Raw genomic sequence first — 19,704 nt, forward strand, 5'->3', positions numbered from 1 at the left:
AGCAAGGCTCCTATTCGGCGGGCTGCATGGCGGGGCGCACATCTGAGCTGCCCCGGGGGCCGCGCAGCGATGCGAGCCGGTCGCCCAGAGCGCGGCAAACGACATAGAAAGTGGGGGTGAAGATCAGGCCGAAGCCGGTCACGCCAAGCATGCCGAAGCACACCGCCGTGCCCAGCGCCTGGCGCAGTTCCGCGCCCGCGCCGGTCGCGATCACCAGCGGGACCGAGCCGAGGATGAAGGCGAAGCTGGTCATCAGGATCGGGCGCAGACGGGTCCGCGCCGCTTCGATCGCGGCATTGATGGGCGACAGGCCGTGCAGCGCCTCGCCCTGCCGGGCGAATTCCACGATCAGGATCGCGTTCTTGGCCGACAGCGCGATCAGCACGACCAGGCCGATCTGGGTGAGGACGTTGTTGTCCATCCCCATCAGGTTCACCCCGATCATCGCCGCAAGCAGGCACATCGGCACGATCAGGATGATCGCCAGCGGCATGATCAGGCTCTCGTACTGCGCCGCCAGAACCAGGAAGACGAGCAGCACCGCGAGGCCGAAGACGTAGATCGCGGTATTGCCGGTGCTGGCCTGCTGGAAGGCGATGCCGGTCCATTCGGTCGAATAGCCCTGCGGCACGGTTTCCGCCGCGACCTTCTCCATCGTCACCAGCGACTGCCCCGTCGAACTTGTCGGCGCGGTGTCGCCGTCGATGGCGACGGCGGGGGCGAGATTGTAGCGGCTGACGCGGTACGGGCCGGTGGTGTCGGTCACGGTCGCAACCGATCCCAGCGGCACCATCGCCCCGTTGCCGGACCGGGCATACAGATTGCCGATATCGCTGACATCGTCGCGATAGCTCGCATCCGCCTGCGCGGTGACGCGATAGGTCCGGCCCAGCAGGTTAAAGTCGTTGATGAAGGCGCTGCCCAGATAAACCGACAGCGTGTCGAAGATGTCGCTCGGCGAAACGCCCAGCATCTGCGCCTTTTCGCGGTCGATATCGGTCTTCACCCGCGGCGTGCCGGTGTCGAAGAAGGTATAGACCCCGGCCAGCCCTTCCTGCTGGTTGGCCTGCGCGATCACCGCGTTTGCCACGTCCTGCATCTGGCGGTAGCCCTGCCCGGAATCATCCTTCAGCATCATGCGGAAGCCCCCGGCGGAGCCGATGCCCTGGATGACGGGCGGCTTTACGATCATCAGGCGCGCTTCGTTGATATCGGCGGTGGCGGCCTGCGCCTTGGCGATCAGCTCGTCGATCGACTGGCCGTTGCCCTCACGATGGTGGAAATCGTCGAGCACCCAGTAAGCGGCGGCGGAGCTGGCGGACTGGGTCTGCGTCGTACCGTCGAAACCGGACAGCATCACCGTGCCCGTGATTCCTTCGATGGGCAGCACGCGTTCGGCGACCTTCTTCATCACCGCATCGGTGCGCGTCGTCGACGACCCCGGGGGCAGCTGGATGACCGAGACGAAATAGCCCTGGTCCTGCTGCGGTACGAAGCCGGTGGGGGTCATAACCAATGCTAACCCGGTCAGGCCGATCAGCACGCCGTAGGCCAGCACCATGCGCCGGGGCATCGCCACCAGCCGCCCGGTCAGCCGCGCATAGCTGTCGCTGAAGCGCTCGAACCCGGCGTTAAACTTGTCGCCTGCCCGCTCGATCGCCTTGCGCCAACGCGGCGCGTCTTCGGGCAGGTGCTCGTGCGGCCGCAGAAGCAGCGCGGACAGCGCGGGCGAAAGCGTGAGCGAGACGAACAGCGAGATGATGGTCGCGGCGGAAATCGTGACCGCGAACTGCTTGTAGAACTCGCCCGACAGGCCGCCCATGAACAGCGTCGGCACGAACACCGCGCACAGCACCAGCACGATCGCGATCAGCGCGCTGCCGACCTCGTCCATCGATCGCCGCGCGGCTTCCAGCGGGCTGTAGCCTGCCTCCAGATTGCGCTCGACATTTTCGACCACCACGATCGCGTCATCGACCACGATCCCGATCGCGAGGACCAGCCCGAACAGCGAGAGGTTGTTGAGCGAATAGCCCAGCATCGCCAGCACCGCGAAGGTGCCGACCAGCGAGATCGGGATGGCGAGCACGGGGATGATTGAGGCGCGCGCCTTCTGCAGGAAGACGATGATCACCAGCACAACCAGCACCACCGCTTCGAGCAGGGTGTGCAGCACCGCGTCGATGCTTTCGGCGATAAATTCGGTCGGGTTGTAGACGATCCGGTATTCGAGGCCCTGCGGGAAATCGGCCGCCAGCTCGTCCATCGTCGCCTTGACGCCTTCCGCCGCGGCGAGCGCGTTGGAGCCGGGCTTCTGGAAAACCGGCAGGATCACCGAATCCGTGTCGTTGAGGTAGGCCGAGGTCGCGTAGTCCGCCGCGCCGATCTCGACCCGCGCCACGTCGCTGACGTGGATCTGGCGGCCCTGGTCGTCGGTGCGGATCACCACCTCGCCGAACTGGTCCGGGCTGGTGAAGCGCCCCTGCGTCTCGACATTGAGCTGGAAGGCGGAATCGGGGCTCGGCTGCTGGCCGAGCGTACCGGCGGCTACCTGCACGTTCTGCGCCCTCAGCGCACGCACGACATCGCTGCCCGTCAGGCCTAGCGCGGCGGCGCGGCCCGGATCGATCCACACGCGCATCGCCAGCTCGCGCTGGCCGAACATCTGGACGTCGCCGACGCCCTCAAGCCGCGCGATCCGGTCCTTGATCCGGGTCTGCGCGTAGTTCGAGATATATTCCCGGTCGAGCGAACCGTCGGGCGAGATCAGGTTGACCACCATCAGGAAGTCGGGCGTGGTTTTGCGGGTGACGATGCCGAGACGCTGGACCTCTTCGGGCAGCCGCGCCTCGGCAATCGCGACGCGGTTCTGGACCAGCACCTGCGCTTCGTCGAGGTCGGTGCCGGGCGCGAAGGTGACGGTGATCGTCATCCGCCCGTCGCCGGTGGATTCGCTCGACTGGTAGAGCATCCCGTCGACGCCGTTTATCTCCTGCTCGATCGGATTGGCGACGGTATCGGCCACCGTTTCGGCCGAGGCGCCTGGATAGACCGCATTCACGGTTACCGTCGGCGGGACGATGTCGGGATACTGGCTGACCGGCAGGAAGAAGTAGGAAATTGCACCGACCAGCGTCACCAGCACGGCGAGAACGCAGGCGAAGATCGGCCGATCGATGAAGAAGCGGGAAATGTTCATGGACGCACTCCGGGCGTGAAATGGGGGCGTTGGAGATGGGGCGGGGCGCGGAACGCGCCGCGTGCGGGGTCTAGCTGGCGAGGCTGGCCGAGGAGGCAGGGGTCGCCATGGGCGCTTCCCTGGCCTTGTCGCCCGCCGGGGCGGAGGCGACGATACGGCCATTCTGCGCAGTGACCTTCTGTCCCGGCATCGCCATCTGCGTACCCTTGATGATCACCCGGTCGTTTGGCTTGAGACCTTTCTCGATCACTCTGAGGCCGCCCACCAGCGGGCCCAGTTCAACCGGGCGGTTCGCCACCGTCCCGTCCTTCTGCACTACCAGGACCAGCTTGCGCGTCTGGTCCGTCACGATGGCCGTGTCGGGAACTAGCAGCGCCTGGTGCGTGCCGCTGGCAGCGAGGCGCATGCGGCCGAATAGTCCGGGCGCAAGAAAGCCCTCGCCGTTGCGAACCACGGCTCGCGCACGGATGGTACCCGACTGGCTGTCGAGGCCATTGTCGGTAAAATCGAGCGTGCCGAGCCAGCGATAATCGGTCTCGTCCTGCAGACGGATTTCGACCGGTGTGCCCTTGTCGAGCCCTTCGCGGCGCGCCTTGAGGAACAGCGCCTCGGAGCCGGTGAATTCGAAATAGACCGGGTCGACCGCATTGATTGTCGTCAAGAGCGTGGCCGCGCTTCCGCCCCCGCCGGATACGAGATTGCCCGCATCGATACGGCGGTCGGAAATCCGCCCTGAAATCGGCGCCCGCACCGTGGTGAAGCCAACATCGAGAGCGCGTGCGGATACTCTTGCCTTGGCGGCGGCGAGGATTGCGGCATCGTTTCTGACCTGGGCCTGGAGGCGGTCGATCTCGGTCCCGGCAATCGCATCATCGGAAATCAGCCGCTGCGCGCGCGCCAGATTATCGCGCGACAGGGCCAGCGCGCTGTCGGCGCGCGCGACTTCGGCTTTCGCTTCGGCGAGCGCAGCGCGGTAAGCGCGAGAATCGATGGTGAAGAGCGGCGCACCCTGCTGAACGAACTGGCCGTCGATAAAGTGAATACGCGTAATCTCGCCGGTAACCTGGGGGCGAACTTCGACGCTGCGACTGGCCTGGAACCGGCCAACGAATTCATCCCACTCGGTGATTTCCTTCTGCAGCGGATGCGCAGCTGTCACCGCTGGCGGACCCGCCGCGGCAGTGGCGACGGGCTCATTTCCCGTTAACCACCACGCCCCGCCCAATCCGGCTACGATGAGGGCGAAGGCGAGCCAGCGCCGCTTGGGCCGTGGCCGCGCAACCGGGCTGTCTGATCGATCCTCATCGTCCTGCTCAGGCTCGTCTAGAATTTCAGAAATGTGCTGAGCGCGGCGCTCTTCGGCGGCTTCATCTGCGCGGCGATCGAACGGTGTGTCGAACATGGAGTATACCTGACCTTATCGAGACGAGCGCTATCGCCTCCAAAAGCAGGGGCTTTCGGAGCAAAACGCTGTGAATTCGGATTAACCGGAGGCTTGCGGCAACCAGCCGCCGCACAGCGAAACATCGCTGTGCGACTATCTGTACCGATAAGTATTTAATCTGGTGTTCAGGTCAAGCGAAATTTATGTACCGCTAGGTATTTTTATTCTCAGATCGAGAAAGTCTCAGCGTGAGGGCCAGGAAAGAAGCGCTGATTCAGTCACTTGCAAAAGTTCGGCGCGACTGGCGCCCGACTGGGCCTGAACCGACATGCCCTGCATTAGAGCCAGTAGGTAACGCGTAATTGCCGTGGCATCGGTGGGGACGATGAACTCGCCGGCATCGATGGCGCGCTGCATCCGGTCGACGATCAACTGTTTCGCCGATTCCGCGCGCGCATTGACGTCGTCGCGGATGGAAGGCTCGATGCTCTGGCAACCGACGGACGCAATAACGCCCATGCAGCCGCGGCATTCGTCGCCCGTGGCCACGTCCACGGAACCGAGCAACAGCGTCTCGGCAACGGCGCGCGCAGTGGGCGCCTCGACCGCTTCTCCGATATAGGCGAGCTTGTCCTTCTCGTAGAGATCGAGCGCCAGGCTGAAGAGGTTTTCCTTGTTACCGAACGCTGCATAGAGGCTCGGACGGGTAATCCCCATGGCTTCGGTCAGATCGCTCAGCGATGTGCCTTCGTAGCCCTTCTGCCAGAACAGACGCAGCGCCTGGCCAAGCGCCTCGTCAGTATCAAATTCGCGCGGGCGACCTCGTGTTGCAACCTTTTCCATACCTTAAGGTATAGATCTTCGGCGAGAAAGATTCAACGCTTCGGTTGGTTGCTGAGGATGTGTGCCGGGGGGGGGCAGGCTGACGGCGGCCGTTATCGAAGCTTTTCGCGATTTCGTGGTCTGGTGAGCACATCACTTCCTTGACGCTCGTCAATCCATGACTTCTTCAGCAAGGCTTCCTCGATTTGGTAACGCCCGCTATTTTATGGGTAAGGATGACTTTAATAGTATCTAAAAGGTTTCAGCGGTTGGCCAAACAAAGTTTCGGATGAGTGAGACGAGCAACCCTTTTTGCCCTAAAGACACTCTAACATATCAGAGGTAGGCAAAATATCTCCGCTCTCACTATATTTTCAATGTTAACAACATAATTATAATAGAGAGAAATAAAAAATTCGATAAGTTGTATTGAGGTCACATAATTTCTTATTTTTCCAATAAGTGTCTAATTAATGTAAACAACGCTAGCGGTCTCTTGAAAGAATGTTAGCCCTGATCATGTCTGGGATTTTGGAAGTCGACCAAGCGGCGACTATTCGTTTTCTCGGAAAAAAGATATGATTAGGGGACATAACCATGACTAAGAAATTGCGTAAGACTCTTCTTAGTGCGAGCAGCGCATTGAGAGCTTTTTCTGTAGTTGGTGCAATTACGGTGGCTGGGGTGACGGCGGCACCTGTATGTGCGCAGGACTTTACCAATGTGACAGCAACCGGACGTGTCACCGATGCTGGGGGCAATCCGGTGTCTGGCGCTACAGTCTCCATTACTTCTGACGATCAGGGTTTCAACCGAACGGCAACGACAGACTCTGACGGTTCGTATCGCGTGCCAAACCTGCCTCAAGGCGAATACACGTTCGAGGTTTCCGCGCCTGCATTCGCGACCTATTCGGAAAACGGCATCGCCCTTCGGCAATCAGCGGGGGGTAACAGCTTCCGACTGGTGGCAGAAGATGCGGTGGCGAGCGGCGCGGGTGATGCCATCGTCGTTACCGGACAGCGCGTTCGCGTCTCGGATTTCGATCGCGCAACGGTTGGTGCCGTGGTGAATGTCGCCGATGTTGCCGGCCGCGTTCCTATCGCCCGGGACCTCACCTCCGTCATCCTGCTTGCGCCTGGCACGACACAGGGCGATACAGCGTTTGGAAATCTGCCCGCCCTTTCTGGTTCTTCTGTTTCTGAAAATACCTATTTTCTCAACGGCTTGAACGTCACGGATTTTCGGCAGGGCCTAGGCGCTGTTGAAGTACCCTTCGTATTCTACGACACCGTAGAGGTTAAGAATGGCGGCGTCCCGGCTGAGTTCGGTCGCTTCACGGGTGGCTTCGTCAACGCCATTTCAAAGTCCGGTTCGAACGATTTTCATGGCGGCGTCCTAGTAAACTATCAGCCGAGTTGGGGATTCGAGAAAAGGCCCAACACGCTCATCGACTACAACACTTCAGATTTCGACGAGACAGTTGAGGTTGTCGCAAATCTCTCCGGGCCAATCTGGAAGGACAGACTTTTCTTCTATGGGTTTTACCAGCACAATTACCATCGGTTCGATGATTTGGAGCTGACCGTCCAGCCTAACACCGTTCTCTTGCCGGCAACCGACACGCGCCCAGCCGACATCGATCCAACGACAGGACAGCCCGTTACGTCGGCGACGACCGTGGCTCCGTACAGCACGGGCTTTCGTTTCCTCCAGCAGACCGAGCGGGATCCTTATTTCGGCGGCAAACTGGATTTCATCCCGTTCGATGGCCATCGTTTGGAATTCACATATTTCGATTCCGGCCAGACCAACAATCAGCGGACCTATGCTGTAGTGGACGCCGATGGTGGCGCCTACGATAGTCGCGTTGATGATCGACCTTTTCAGGGTGGCGCAACGGCAACGACGGTCTCCTTGACGGGCGGTGAGAATTATATCGGGCGTTACACCGGCCAGTTCACCGACTGGTTGACGCTATCAGCGGCCTATGGCCGGTCAGAGCGGCGTGATACGGTGACATCTTCCAATCCGGATTACCCGTTCATTTCAGACACCGCGGGTCTCGGCATTACGGGAAATCCGACGAACCTGATTGAAGAAAACGACGACACGCGTAAGTTCTATCGTGCCGACGCGGATATCTACGTTAATCTGCTCGGCTCCCACCACTTCAAATTCGGATATGATCGCGAGGAACTGACTTCAAACCAGCTAACCTCCTATACCGGTGACCGTGCCATCACTTATGTCAACTCCGGCAGTACAGGCGACACGAACGTGCCGACGCCCGACACGCTTTACTTTTTTTCGCGCACCTTCAGGAATGGCGGTACTTTCGATTCTGTCAATGAAGCAGCCTATATCCAGGATAGCTGGTCGCTCTTCGAAGATCGGGTCACCTTGAACCTGGGTCTTCGCTGGGACAAATTCACCAACGACAATGTGGCTGGCGAGACTTACTTCGATTCCGGCGATCAGTTTGCTCCCAGAATAGCCTTTACTGCCGATCCTTTCGGCGACGGATTGACCAAATTTTATGGCTCGTTTGGACGTTACTATCTGCCGATACCGAGCAATACGAATATTCGTCTGGCTGGCGCCGAATTCGACTACGATCAATATTTCCTAGTCGATGGTATCAATCCCGACGGCACGCCAATCCCGGGCGCACCGGTTCTAACGGTTCAGAATGGAGTCGCCTGTCCCAACGATCCCAGCGCCATTTCGCCGGGTACGGTCAATTGCAACATCCGAAGCGATGGCACTCCCACCCCCACAGTTGCTACGGTAGCGCAAAACCTGACTCCGCAGTCGGTCGACGAGTATGTTCTCGGCCTGGAGCGGAACATCGGGAACGGCATGACGGTCGGCATCTTCGGTATTCACCGCAGTCTGAACGAGTCACTTGAAGACGCAGCGATCGACGCGGCCGTCATCGCCTATTGCGAAGACGAGGGCATTTCAGGTTGCAGCGATATCTGGTCCTCATTCCATCAGTACGTTTTGATCAATCCCGGCGCCGACCAGACAATCACCTTGTCGGATCCTTTGCCGGGCGAAACCGAATTGCGCACGGTGGACTTTACTGCAGCTCAGCTAGGCTATCCGCAGGCTCGGCGCACTTACTGGGCCGGCACGGTGACTTTCGACCGAGAATTCGACGGTCTGTGGAGCGCCAACGCATCCTACACTTATTCTGAACTGAAGGGTAACGTCGAAGGGGGTATCCGCTCCGATAACGGGCAAACGGATTCTGGTTTGACGACCGCCTTCGACCAGCCCGGACTTACCGATGGGACGTATGGTTTCCTTCCAGGACATGCCAAACACCAATTCAAATTCTTCGGATCATATCAGCCCTTCGATTTCCTGACCCTGGGGGCTCAGTTCCAGGCGATCAGCCCACGTAAATTCGGATGTATCGGACGCGTTCCGGCTAACCGTGACCCCTTTGCAGGCGCTTACGGAGCAGCCGGTTTCTACTGCAACGTCGACGAGCAGGGCAATGTCATCACGGATCCGAATTATTCAGATTTCGTGAACGACGGCACGGACACCTCTCTGTCGATCACCCCGCGAGGAAGCCAGCTGAAAAGTGATTGGAATATCTTCACCAACCTCTCGGCAATATTCCGCCTTCCGACGGATGCGTTCGAATCATCGTTGCGTGTAGATGTCTTCAATGTATTCAATCAGAAGGCTGTTACCGACATTCGCGAACTTGGTACGCAGGGAAGTGGTCGTCCTCGCGGAGATTATGGCACGCCGCTGAACTATCAGCAGCCCCGATATGTCCGCTTCCAATTCTCTGTCGATTTTTAGGGCACTGGGTAACTGAGTAGAAGGCTCGCGCCCTCGCGCGGGCCTTCTTTTCTATTCTATGCAAAAACTTTATGGTTCCGCGGTGGCGAGTAATCCGAAGAACACATTGGCTGATCTGCGTGAAGCCATCGAGCAACGCGACCGTGCCGCTATCAACAGCGCAACCGCTCGGCTTGTCGCGGACGCAGCGCCATTGGGTGAACGGTGGGTCCCTGTCATCAAATTGCTTTCGCGCAATGGCGAGTGGAGCTTAGCGGATGCAGCATCGCGCTTGCGAATTAATCAGGGTGGAGACTTTCGCGCCAAGTTCGATCACGCAGCACTCGCCGCAAATTTTGGCCGGGTTGCCGAAGCAATTCGGATGGCTGACGATCTTCCTGATGATTGTCCAAGTGTAGCAGAGGTCGAGTATCTACGCGGCACGCTAGCCATGACAAGCGGTGATTTCGGCAAGGCGCATAAGCATTTCATGGCGGTGCTTGAAGCTGCTCCAATGTCTGGCCAGACTATGCTGGCGCTTTCTTCTCTTCCTGAAGACCGGATCGGTCAAACGATCAAAGCACGTGAAGCGTCCATGGCGAATGCTCCAGCTTCCGAGCGATCCGCGTATTTCTTCGCGCTCGGAAACATCCTCCACAAAGAAGGCAACTTCGAGAAAGCCTATAAGGCGTTCTGCGCGGCCAATCGATTAGCGCAAGGCAGCGCTCCCTACGACCAAGTCGTGGATCGGGAAAGTGCTTCTCGATCAATGAATGGTTGGAGTGATCGTCCAATTTTCAATGGGGAGAGGGCGGGGGGCGCAAGCACGATATTTGTCACTGGCTTGCCACGGAGTGGCACGACTTTGGTCGAACAGATCCTGTGCGCAAATCGTCTTGTATCCGGCGCAGGAGAGGTTTCGCTGCTCAGATTGCTCGCGCAGGACATCGGCGGGTCAGATGCCGCTTCCTACGCGAGATTCGCAGAACATCGCGATGCAGGCAGCTTGGCTGCACTTTACCGGCATCTCGTTGAGCAGCGCGGGCTTCAATCGGATCGGAAGATAATTGACAAAAGTCTCGACAGTTCTCGCTTCATGGGCATCCTCCTGTCATCCCTTCCGGAAGCCAAAGTTGTCTGGATCCGCAGGAACGCGCGAAGCTGCGCTTGGTCCAACTTCAGAACCAACATCGTTACAGGCGCCGATTGGTCGCATTCTCCCACTGATATTGCACATCATTTCAAGATCGAAGATGCTCTCTTCGATTTCTGGATTGAGAAAGCTCCCCAGCGGATCCACCCCTTGCCATACGAGGCTCTCGTTGCTGAGCCGCGGCAAGCGCTTCTCGACCTTTGTGCGTTTCTTGGCCTTGAGTTTTCAGAAGCGATGTTACGGCCTGAGAACGTTCGCAGAGCGGTCACGACTGCCAGCGTCGCCCAGGTGCGCCAGCCTATTAAGTCATCTTCGCTCGGCCAAGATCAGGCGTACAAAGCATTTTCGGAAATTTTCTCGAAAGAATATCTTACGTGACAATATTTATGGCGGGTTTGACTTTAGGAGCGTCGCACTGCCGTCAGCTGGCGTTTCCCACCTGACGGGCTGGTGTGCCGAGACATTGATAGGTGTGCTCAGCTTTCCCCTCCCGCTACAACCGGAAGTAAGGTGAGAGGCGTTAGATGGGACCATTTGGGATCTACGCGTCGAACAGGCTTGGATCGATTTTGTTCAAAGCGTTGATAATCCCCTGCTGATTCGCCATTTGCACGCTGAGCCCCGGGCGGGCGTTGAGCTCCAGCAGCAGCGGGCCCTTGCGCGCATCGATGACGATGTCGACGCCCAGATAGCCCAGCGGTACCGCATCGTAGCATCGCGCCGCCATCTGGAGCATATCGTCCCAACCAGGGATCTGGATTCCGGCAAGCTCTTCAAACGTGTCGGGATGGCGCGTCACCGTGCGGTTTTTGTGCACCGCGGTCGTCGTCACGCCGGTCTCGATATCGACACCGATCCCCACGCCGCCCTTGTGCAGGTTGGCCTTGCCGTCGCTCTGCGTGGTCGGCAGCCGAACCATCGCCATGAACGGAACGCCCTTGTAGACGATGATGCGGATGTCCGGCACGCCGGATGCCGATACGTGGTCGAACACATCGGCGAAGATCACGCGCTCCTCGATCAGGGCACGGTCGGCAATCGCGTTCTTGCTGTACATGCCGCTGACGACATTGCGGATGAAGTAGAGCAGCTTGGCCGTGCTCATCGGCTTGCCGCTGGCCTTGCGCCAGCCGCCTTCGGGTGTTCGGCCGTTGATGACGAGGATGCCGTTGCCCTGCGCACCGCGCGCGGGTTTCACTACGAAATCCTCCCGATCCCCGATAATCTCCTCGATTCTGCGCGCATCGGAGGTGGTCTCGATCACCCCCAGCATTTCCGGAGTAGGCACGTCTACGCTGGCCGCCGCCGTCTTGGTCAGGATCTTCGAGTCCACGATCGGCAGCAGCCGCCGTTCGTTAAGCGGGTACACATAGTTGCAATTGCGCGCGTTAATCCCGACCAGCCCATCGGCGCTGAACTTTCGCAACCGATCGAGGCCGATCATGCCTGTTTCTCCGCCGTGCCGAAGTCGCGGAAGCGATGGAATTCGGTCAGGCGATAACCGGTATAGCGACCCAGCATCAGCAGGATCGCCAGCAGGATGAGCATCGTTTCGGGGAAGACGAAGAAGAGGTGCTTGAGCACGTCGATCTGCATCACGAACCAGGCGAGCAGCGCGACGAACAGGCTGCCGACGCCCTCCTGCAACGCCTCTGCCGGTCCGTTTTCCTCCCACGTGACCGACATGCGTTCGATCGTCATCGTCATGATGACCACCGGGAACAGCGAGATCGATAGGCCAAGGCCCAGCGACCAGCGGTCCGCGACGACCGAGAAGATTGCCAGTAGCGCGATCACGATCACCAGCATCGCAGCGAGGCGTGGGACGAGCATGAGGTCAAGCTGGGCCAGGTACAGCCGCGCTAGCAGGCCCAGCGCGACCAGGCTTACGAAAAACAGCATGCCGTAGACCGGGCCCGAAATGAGGAACACGAGCGCGATCAGAACCGGCATGAACGTGCCCAGTGTGGGGATGCCAATCATCTGGCGGCAGACGACCAGCACGATCACCCCGACCGGAATCATCACCAGCAGCTGGAAGACGAGCTGGGAATTGATCGTCATGTTGAAGAAGGAAAAAGCCGAGAAGAAGCTCGATCCGCGCGGCGCATCGCGCAAGGTGTCCACGCTGCCGACGGTCTGCTCGGCCACCGCGATGCGGATGCCGGCGTCACGCGCGTTGGTCGCCTGGTAAAGCGCATCGTCACCGCGCCACCAGACCAGCATGTTCCGTTCGATATCGCTGCTCAGCCGGTCGGCGTCGTAGGTAGTCCAGCGATCTCCGTCCCATACCTCCAGCCAAGCGGTGGGTGCCGCGCGCTCCAGCGTTTCGGTCAGCAGCAGGCCATGGGCGGTGCGCGCGGGAATACCGGAGAGGTTTAGGATACGGGCGGCGGCGCGCACCCGGCGGCCGACCGTGTTAGCCTCGCCCACTAGTGCGCGAGCCTGCGCATCGGGCGCTTCGCGCAGGCGATAGAGCAGAGCGAGCACGCGGTCCTCCTGCGGGCCGTCACCACTGCGCATCTCGCGGGCCAGCCCCTCGGCTGCCATTTCCCTCAGGCCTGGCAAGGGTGTGGACAACCCTTCCTGCGATGGCGGGGCGGCACTCGCCGGGGCGTCGGGCAGGCGCGGGCGACGCTCGTACAGGCCACGGTAGATCACCGTCGCGCGTTGGCCCGGTTCGCTGAGCGTCCAGATCGCCTGCCGGTTGCCGTTCAGCCGCTGCTGGAAGAGGACGGGGACGCCATTGGAAACCAGTTCTTCGGAGACCAGCCCATAGCGTTCGTCGGTGGTCGGGGCGAACATTGCCAGGCGTCCAATTTCGTCCCCGTTCTGCATTTCCAGCTGTACTTCGAGGCGCCACAGGGACGTTTCCTCGTCCGGCAGCAGAGGATAGTCGAGGCCCAGCCAGCGGAACAGGAACAGCCCGATTCCCATGGCGAGCAGGGCGATCACGATCACACGAAAATGCATGATGAGCCCCCCCGGCTTCCTGCGTTATCGATCACGCCTCGCGGTCGCACCGCGGCTCTGCCGAAAAGGCCTGCTTCACGTTGATCAGCAAGTTACCTTTCTCGAGCGCCTGCCGACCGACCAAAAAGCGATAGTTTAGCCCCGTGCGGTCGGCGAGGGTCACGCGTACCGTCTGCACGATTCCCGCAATGCACAGCGGCATCTCGACGACGGGCCGTTCCTGCCCCTCACTGCTCGCGCTCTTGATCCGGACCGTGTCGACCACCGGCCGCTCGAAGCTGAGGGCTTCGCCGCCGTTAGATTTCGTGTCGAAGCGCACCCATTCGTCGCCGTCGCGTTCGAAGCGTTCGATATTCTGCGCGTCGATCGAGGAACTCAGGGCGCCGGTGTCGATCTTCGCCTTCAGCTGCGGGCCGTTCGGGCCAAGGCGGACGTTCTCGACCCGTCCGACCACAGTCAAATAGCTCGATGGCTTCACGATGGCCCCGTCGCCATCGATATCCAGGGGCTCGCCGCTTTCCTCGGCCTCGCCCTCGGTCTCGTGTCCGATCTGCGATCCGTCGCCACATGCTACGAGACCGGCCGCCAGCAAAGGAAGCATCAGAAGCGAAAATTGCAATTGAGACATGCTCATAGGGCCGCCTTTGCGTATGATGTCGCAAGTCGAGGTATGGATTGCCTTCATGGCAGCACGGTGACGCGCGGCACGTCGTCGAGCTCGTCTGCCTGGGTTGCGAGGGCCTGCATGAAGGCGATGACTGCCAGCACTTCGCTCGACTGGTCCTGCGGGTCGTCCAGGCGATTGAGGACATGCCAGTCGCGACCGCGATAGGGCACCGCGTCGAAAGCCTCGCCTTCGCGCAGGTGGAAGACCGTGCGCGCCCCGCAGTCGGACGCGGTCTGCTGTGTCCAGCACCGCGCCGCATCGCCACGATAGGCGGTGTCGGGACGGGTCGCCCGGCGGTCCGCGACGCCACGCAGGGCCAGATCGGGACGCGAGAGGCCGGCAACGAAGTCCATCACTTCGATCGGGGAGCGCATGCTGATCGCGAAGGCACCGAAATTCTCCAACCGGCCCAGCTCCTGCTCCCCCACGCCATCGTCCTCGCCGCTTTCCGACTGTGCGATGAGGCCATCGAGTAGGTCGGTCAGCGACACTTCGTCTCCGACCACGCGCTCTGTCTCGTCGATCGCTTCGAGCAGGCGGCGGCCCTCCTCGATCTGTTCCGGGATGCTTTCCAGCAGGCGGCGCTTCTGCGGGCGGCTCAGCTTCTTGAGGTCGCGCCCGCCTAGGTTCGCGCGACCTAGCTGCGACACGACCCACGAGCGGCAGGTGAGGTCAATCACTCGGGCGCTCTGCTGTTCGTTAAGCCGCGCTATGTCCAGCACCGGCGGGCGGCGGAAGCACAGGCGAAAGCCGCCGGGTTCACCGATCACGTCGAAGCCGCCCGTCTGGCGGTCGGGCACGATCGAGAGGCGTGAGGAAGCGATGCCCTGTTCCTCAATCAGTTCGAGCACATCGTCCTGCTCCATGTCTTCGAACAGGGTGTTGTCGCCCAGCAGCGGCTCGGTACCCAAGCCAAGCGCGGCAAGCAGGCGGATACGCCGCCGCACGGCCGAGGGGCCTGCCAGATCGGGATCATTGACCAGCGGCTGCGTGCCCCAGCCGATTTCGCCGATCATGAGCGTCAGCAGCAGCTCCCGGTCGTAGCGGCGCGAAAGGAGTCGTTCGAAAACGCCCAGGTCCATCGGCCGAGACATAACGCGGGTGAAATTCGCGCTGTTGAGAGTGGAGAGCGTGTAACGCGGAGCACTGTCCTCGATGTTCAGGCCAGGTAGGAACGCCAGATCATCGGCGTCGAACGATACGGGCACTTCGCCCGCCAGCAGCAGGTCACCGCGGCTGCGACTATCGATATTCGAAAGGGATGCGAAAAATGCCGGCTCTCCTGCGGCCGCGCGCAGGATATTGAGAAGGATGAAACGCTTCTCCGTACTCGCGACGTCTTGGTTCAGCGAAACCGCGTCTCCTGCGATCCGCGTGGGTCCGGTGACACATGCGCCGAGGCTCAACACTGCCATCAAGGCGCCCAAGACGCGCAACATATACTCACCCCCGATTGTTTCGGTGCCGTTTGTAGACAGCGGCCAACTTAATATAACAGCTTAGTCGAATGACGGTTTAAGTATAACCTCACCCCCGATTGTTTCGGCTCCGTTTATAGGCAGCGTCCAACGTAATACAATATTTTATTCGAATGATGCTTTCAGTTGCAGTGCCTCTGATGACGGTCTGTCCGGATGGGATTCCTAGTGTTTACTCTTCGACCGATGGTGGCCGCAGAGAAATACAGTAGGGCAGTCGCGTTTTGATACAAATACGCGGCATCGTACGGCTTGGAACGCTGGCAAAAATGTTGGAACGAAGCGTCCGCTAACGCAGAAGCGAATTTAGGCGATCCGCTTCCATCTTGATCGCGCAGGGCGGTTGAAGGACAAACTCCTTTCAACCTAACTGGCGACAGCAAGCTGCGTGGATGCGATCCGCCTAAGATCGGTGACGTCGTTGCGGGCGCCGACATCCGCAACCGAGCAACCGTCATCCAGCAAAAGACAAATCGACCGGTGCAATTCGAACTCACCGCCGATGTTCGAGCCACTAAGCTAGCTTGGATTGACAAACGAGGCGGCTCGACGAGCGATTATCTTTTCCCGAGCCGTGTCGATCCCATGGGTAACGGAAATCAGACTGCTCAACGCAGAACACGGGACACATTCGTTGCGCCGGACGAAGGCGGCCATGATCTACCGGGCAACCGGCAATATCCGAGCTATCCAGATCTTGCTGGGGCACACAAAATAGACAACACGCGGCGCCACCCCGGCGTCGACGTTGAAGACGCGTTGCTCTTAGCGGAATCAACTGAAATCTAGCCGGTGAAGCGGTCGCTCGGCATCTCTGATCGACCGATATGGGGTGGTTCTGCGAGTGTCTGGTGTTGGGTTGGGATAGGCGAAAAGCGGCAATAATTTGCGGGACGCCTTTCCCAAAAAGAATCGATAATTGAGGAAAGGTTGTTCATTTGCGGACTAAGCCGCTCTGATCGGCACCATTCGCTAATGCCCGCTCTGCCAGTATCGTGATTGGTGGGGATGCCACTCCGTCCACCACGTCGAAGGTCAGCGTGAACGGCTTGAATTTGGATGCCAACAGGCGACGCGCATCACGATGACGATTATCGGCCACTCTCAGGGCGATTGAGCAATGAGGCGTCCAATGTCCCGGACGGTATGGTAGCTTGCATCGTGACGGATCGATGAAAGCGTGTGTGCAGGCGTGCAGCTCGAGCAACGCTTGCGTCGGCCTAGGTGCCGCCCAAAGGATCAGGAAGCCGGGATCGAACGATCCGAGCTTATCGAACGTGAGCGATAGGCTGGGAGTCTTTGCGAGCGCGTCCACAGCGGTTGTGATCTCGCCGGCATCCACATCATACTTTGCTAGGGTAATATGCGGTGCATAGGCGAGGGCACGGATGGTAGGCTGCACTTCCAAGGAGGCCGCCTGATCGACCAGCGCCCAAAAAGGGGCCGCATAACCACTGGCCCGTATGTTGATCCCAAAAGGCATGGAACGATCTGAAACCTACTCTGATGCCGTCCACAACGTCACGGTCCAGACGCTTTTCGGATTGAACCTAAAGCGGGACGAACGGTTGGCGATCGCGCCGACAGCGATCCGAGCTGCTCTTCTCCCGAAATGGCCTCTGAAGACAGAGAAACGAGAAAGATTGCGCCTAATTAACGGCAGGTTTTGGGGCGCCGTGCCGATCTGTTGAACGACCGCAATGGGTTCGCTTGCGGACTGGTAGGTTTGTGGCAGAGAGCTTCAGGAAAACGGTCCTTCAGGTGCTGCTTTTTAGGAGGGAAGGCCATCGGCTGTAGTGGCCTCAGGCGAACGGTGACGCTTCTCCCGCTTCGTCTCGCCCACTTACAGCCGATCGGCGAGATAATCACCAAACAGCGCTCGGCTGACACTGCGGGTCAAGTGGCCGCCGTCGCGATAGATCGACTGCCCCTCGAAGGTTTCGGCGCACTCCTCCCCCGAACACAGGGCGTCCTCCAGATCGATATACATCGCGCCCCGCTCCCGCGCGGCGAAGGCCTCGATCTTGCGGACGGCAGTGCGATCAGGCGTCAGGATCGGCGCCGGCAAGCCGAATGCTTGCGCCCGAGCGAGATCGAGGGGCAGATCGCTTCCCCGGCTCAGCTTGGGCAGACCGTACAGAACCACGACCGATTTGCTGGCCGAGCGGAACAGCGCGACAGTGCGCGCCAACAGGTCGAGGCTGCCATCGACCTCAAAGTCCCTCGAGACGAGATAGACCGTCTTGATCGCCGGATCCTGCGCTACTCGACGCAGGCCTTTCATGTTGCGATCAAGGCAGTTGCGAGCATCGATCCGTGATCCGTCGGCGATGCTGTATCCAGCCAGCGGCTTGCACGAATTCTGGTGGAAGGATGCCCCCGCGATCCCCTTCGCTTCCAGCGCTGCGTCGAAGGCGGGGGCCAAGGCCGCGGCGTAGGAATCGCCGATCACCACTGCGCTAGGCGCCTCTCCATCCGCACCCAGCCGGCAGTCGGGATCTCCCAGTAGGCAGCGATCGGGAATGTCCGGCCCGTCCGCCGCCGCCGCTGCCAGCCGGTTTACCGTTGCGGGAAAGCGCTGGGGCAATCCGGCGAAGACCAAAGCGACCGCGGCCGTTGCCAGCAACGCGGCGGTCCCGCCCGCGCTCACCCGGCATAGCGCGAGGAAGGAGAAGCTTTTCCGGCGGGTCGGTACTTCAATCAAGTAATAGCTGGCAAAAGCCAGCGCGACCGGGATGGCGATCGCTGGGACGATCGCGATCAATCCTTCTGCATCGGGCCAAAGATAGTTCTGAAAGACGATGACGGGCCAGTGCCAGAGATACAGGGAATAGGAGATTAGGCCGAGCATCAGCACGGGCGGCTGCGCCAGGACGCGCGAGATCCATGGGATCGCGTCCCTTCCTGACAAAATGACCAGCGCAGTGCCCAGGCAGGGCACGAAGGCGACCCAGCCTGGGAACGCCATGCCTTCGTCGATGGCGAACAGCGACCAGGTGATCGCGCCGAAGCCGATTACGGCCAGTGCCACAGCGGGCAACCGGTCGAGCATCCGTGGACGCTCGATTACCAGAACCGCAGTCAGCGTGCCGAACAGCAGCTCCCACACCCGGGTTGGCAAAAGGTAAAACGACGCGCCCGGCCGCAGGGGGCTTTGCCAGACAGACAGGCTGAACGAGAGCACGAAGGCCAGCAGCAGGCACAAATATAGGGCCTTCTTCCACCGCGCCAAGAAGAGGATCAGCACGGGGATGAAGAGGTAAAACTGTTCCTCGATCGAAAGGGACCATGTGTGTAGCAGCGGAATGCTGGAATCCTGCGCGGCGAAATACCCCGATTCCTGCCAGAAATAGATGTTCGAAAAGAAACCGAGCGAGGACAGCAGGCTGATCGCGAAGCTTTCCAGACTGGCGGGAAATAGCAGCAGGAACGCGAATATCGCCGTGACGAACAGAACCGTCAGCAGAACGGGCGCGATGCGGCGCAATCTGCGGCGGTAGAAATCCCGTATGTCCACTCGGCCTGTCGCCGCCGCCTCTTCGATAAGGTGCTTCGAAATAAGGTAACCCGATACGACAAAGAATATGTCCACGCCAACAAAGCCGCCGGCCACCACTTCGACACCCGCATGAAACAGCACCACAGATATGACCGCGATGGCGCGAAGGACGTCGATATCGGGACGATAGCGGTGGTTCTCTCTTATATGAGACGGTGCTTGCATGTATGTTGAACTTTGTCCCGAGATATAGATGGGTGTCGGCGGCCTTGCCGGGCAGCGGATCGCGACGCTTTAAGGCTCAATCGCAGTGCGCGCAGATAGCTGCAGACGGCAGTGAATAAAAGTGGCATGGTTCGAATTGTCATCGGTAGAAACGAACGGCCGCTTTCGGGCATCCACCGGATTAGCCGGAATGACCGACATTGGATGCGTAGCAAACTGACAAGATTTGGGCCGACGGCAGACTGTCCGCTTTTAGCAACCGAACCCGCTCGTGCGGACGTTCGACTGCGGTGCTCAGCTTTGGTCGTTGAAGACCGACATCTCGGCGCTCCGGGGACGGGTCAGTTGCGAGCGCTATCTTTTTCGACCTCGGCGGTTTGCGATATTCTGATCATTCTGCCGAGTGGTCAGCGTTCCGGGCCTCGCGCCGGTCGCCTAGCTCCTTGAGTATCGCTCCATGCCGTTGCGTATCAGTCGATAACGCAGGCAAGTCAGGGCGG

Annotated in this window: 11 protein-coding genes and 1 pseudogene; 3 read left to right on the top strand and 9 right to left on the bottom strand. The window is 60.0% G+C overall.

All coding sequences use genetic code 11. The annotated features are described in order from the left end of the window. Window positions 1–10 precede the first annotated feature (10 nt). From K3175_RS05540 to K3175_RS05550, 3 genes are all read right to left on the bottom strand, one after another. Complete coding sequence (locus tag K3175_RS05540; RefSeq protein ID WP_221542407.1) at window positions 11–3,199, bottom strand: efflux RND transporter permease subunit; 3,189 nt, start codon at window positions 3,197–3,199, stop codon at window positions 11–13. Between the two features lie 70 nt (window positions 3,200–3,269). Next, window positions 3,270–4,601: an efflux RND transporter periplasmic adaptor subunit gene (locus K3175_RS05545; RefSeq protein WP_221542408.1), complete on the bottom strand. Its 1,332-nt coding sequence runs from the start codon at window positions 4,599–4,601 to the stop codon at window positions 3,270–3,272. 225 nt (window positions 4,602–4,826) lie between these two features. Then, complete coding sequence (locus K3175_RS05550) at window positions 4,827–5,426, bottom strand: TetR/AcrR family transcriptional regulator (RefSeq protein WP_221542409.1); 600 nt, start codon at window positions 5,424–5,426, stop codon at window positions 4,827–4,829. A 576-nt stretch (window positions 5,427–6,002) separates the two neighbouring features. Here K3175_RS05550 and K3175_RS05555 point away from each other — a divergent pair. Next, window positions 6,003–9,230: a TonB-dependent receptor gene (locus K3175_RS05555; protein ID WP_221542410.1), complete on the top strand. Its 3,228-nt coding sequence runs from the start codon at window positions 6,003–6,005 to the stop codon at window positions 9,228–9,230. 58 nt (window positions 9,231–9,288) lie between these two features. Beyond that, on the top strand, window positions 9,289–10,740 hold the full coding sequence (locus tag K3175_RS05560) for a sulfotransferase family protein (RefSeq protein WP_221542411.1): 1,452 nt from the start codon (window positions 9,289–9,291) through the stop codon (window positions 10,738–10,740). Window positions 10,741–10,903: 163 nt separating this feature from the next. Here the strand turns inward: K3175_RS05560 and K3175_RS05565 are convergent, their stop codons facing one another. The 4 genes from K3175_RS05565 to K3175_RS05580 are packed head-to-tail and all read right to left on the bottom strand — an operon-like array spanning window position 10,904 to window position 15,417. Further along, a complete protein-coding gene (locus K3175_RS05565) occupies window positions 10,904–11,806 on the bottom strand; it encodes an alpha-L-glutamate ligase-like protein (protein ID WP_221542412.1) in 903 nt (300 codons plus the stop codon). Continuing rightward, window positions 11,803–13,335 carry a UUP1 family membrane protein gene (locus K3175_RS05570; protein WP_221542413.1) on the bottom strand — a complete coding sequence of 511 codons (1,533 nt, stop codon included), beginning with the start codon at window positions 13,333–13,335 and terminating at the stop codon, window positions 11,803–11,805. Before K3175_RS05570 ends, K3175_RS05565 begins: the two co-directional genes overlap by 4 nt. Before the next feature lie 31 nt (window positions 13,336–13,366). Next, window positions 13,367–13,969: an ATP-dependent zinc protease family protein gene (locus K3175_RS05575; RefSeq protein ID WP_221542414.1), complete on the bottom strand. Its 603-nt coding sequence runs from the start codon at window positions 13,967–13,969 to the stop codon at window positions 13,367–13,369. Between the two features lie 47 nt (window positions 13,970–14,016). Beyond that, window positions 14,017–15,417, bottom strand: a complete 1,401-nt coding sequence (locus K3175_RS05580) for a hypothetical protein (protein ID WP_221542415.1) — start codon at window positions 15,415–15,417, stop codon at window positions 14,017–14,019. Window positions 15,418–15,724: 307 nt separating this feature from the next. On the opposite strand from K3175_RS05580, the pseudogene K3175_RS14155 reads away from it, so the two are divergent. Continuing rightward, window positions 15,725–16,269 (top strand): annotated as a pseudogene (locus K3175_RS14155) (tyrosine-type recombinase/integrase); the annotation flags it as partial. 145 nt (window positions 16,270–16,414) lie between these two features. On the opposite strand, the gene K3175_RS05585 reads toward K3175_RS14155, so the two are convergent. Then, window positions 16,415–16,963, bottom strand: coding sequence for a 2'-5' RNA ligase family protein (locus K3175_RS05585; protein ID WP_221542416.1), 549 nt, complete (start codon window positions 16,961–16,963; stop codon window positions 16,415–16,417). A gap of 360 nt (window positions 16,964–17,323) precedes the next feature. Continuing rightward, entirely contained in the window at window positions 17,324–19,204 is a 1,881-nt protein-coding gene (locus K3175_RS05590) for an acyltransferase family protein (RefSeq protein WP_221542417.1), read from the bottom strand. Between the last annotated feature and the right edge of the window lie 500 nt (window positions 19,205–19,704).

It is taken from the genome of Qipengyuania aestuarii (assembly GCF_019711535.1).
GTDB lineage: Bacteria > Pseudomonadota > Alphaproteobacteria > Sphingomonadales > Sphingomonadaceae > Qipengyuania > Qipengyuania aestuarii.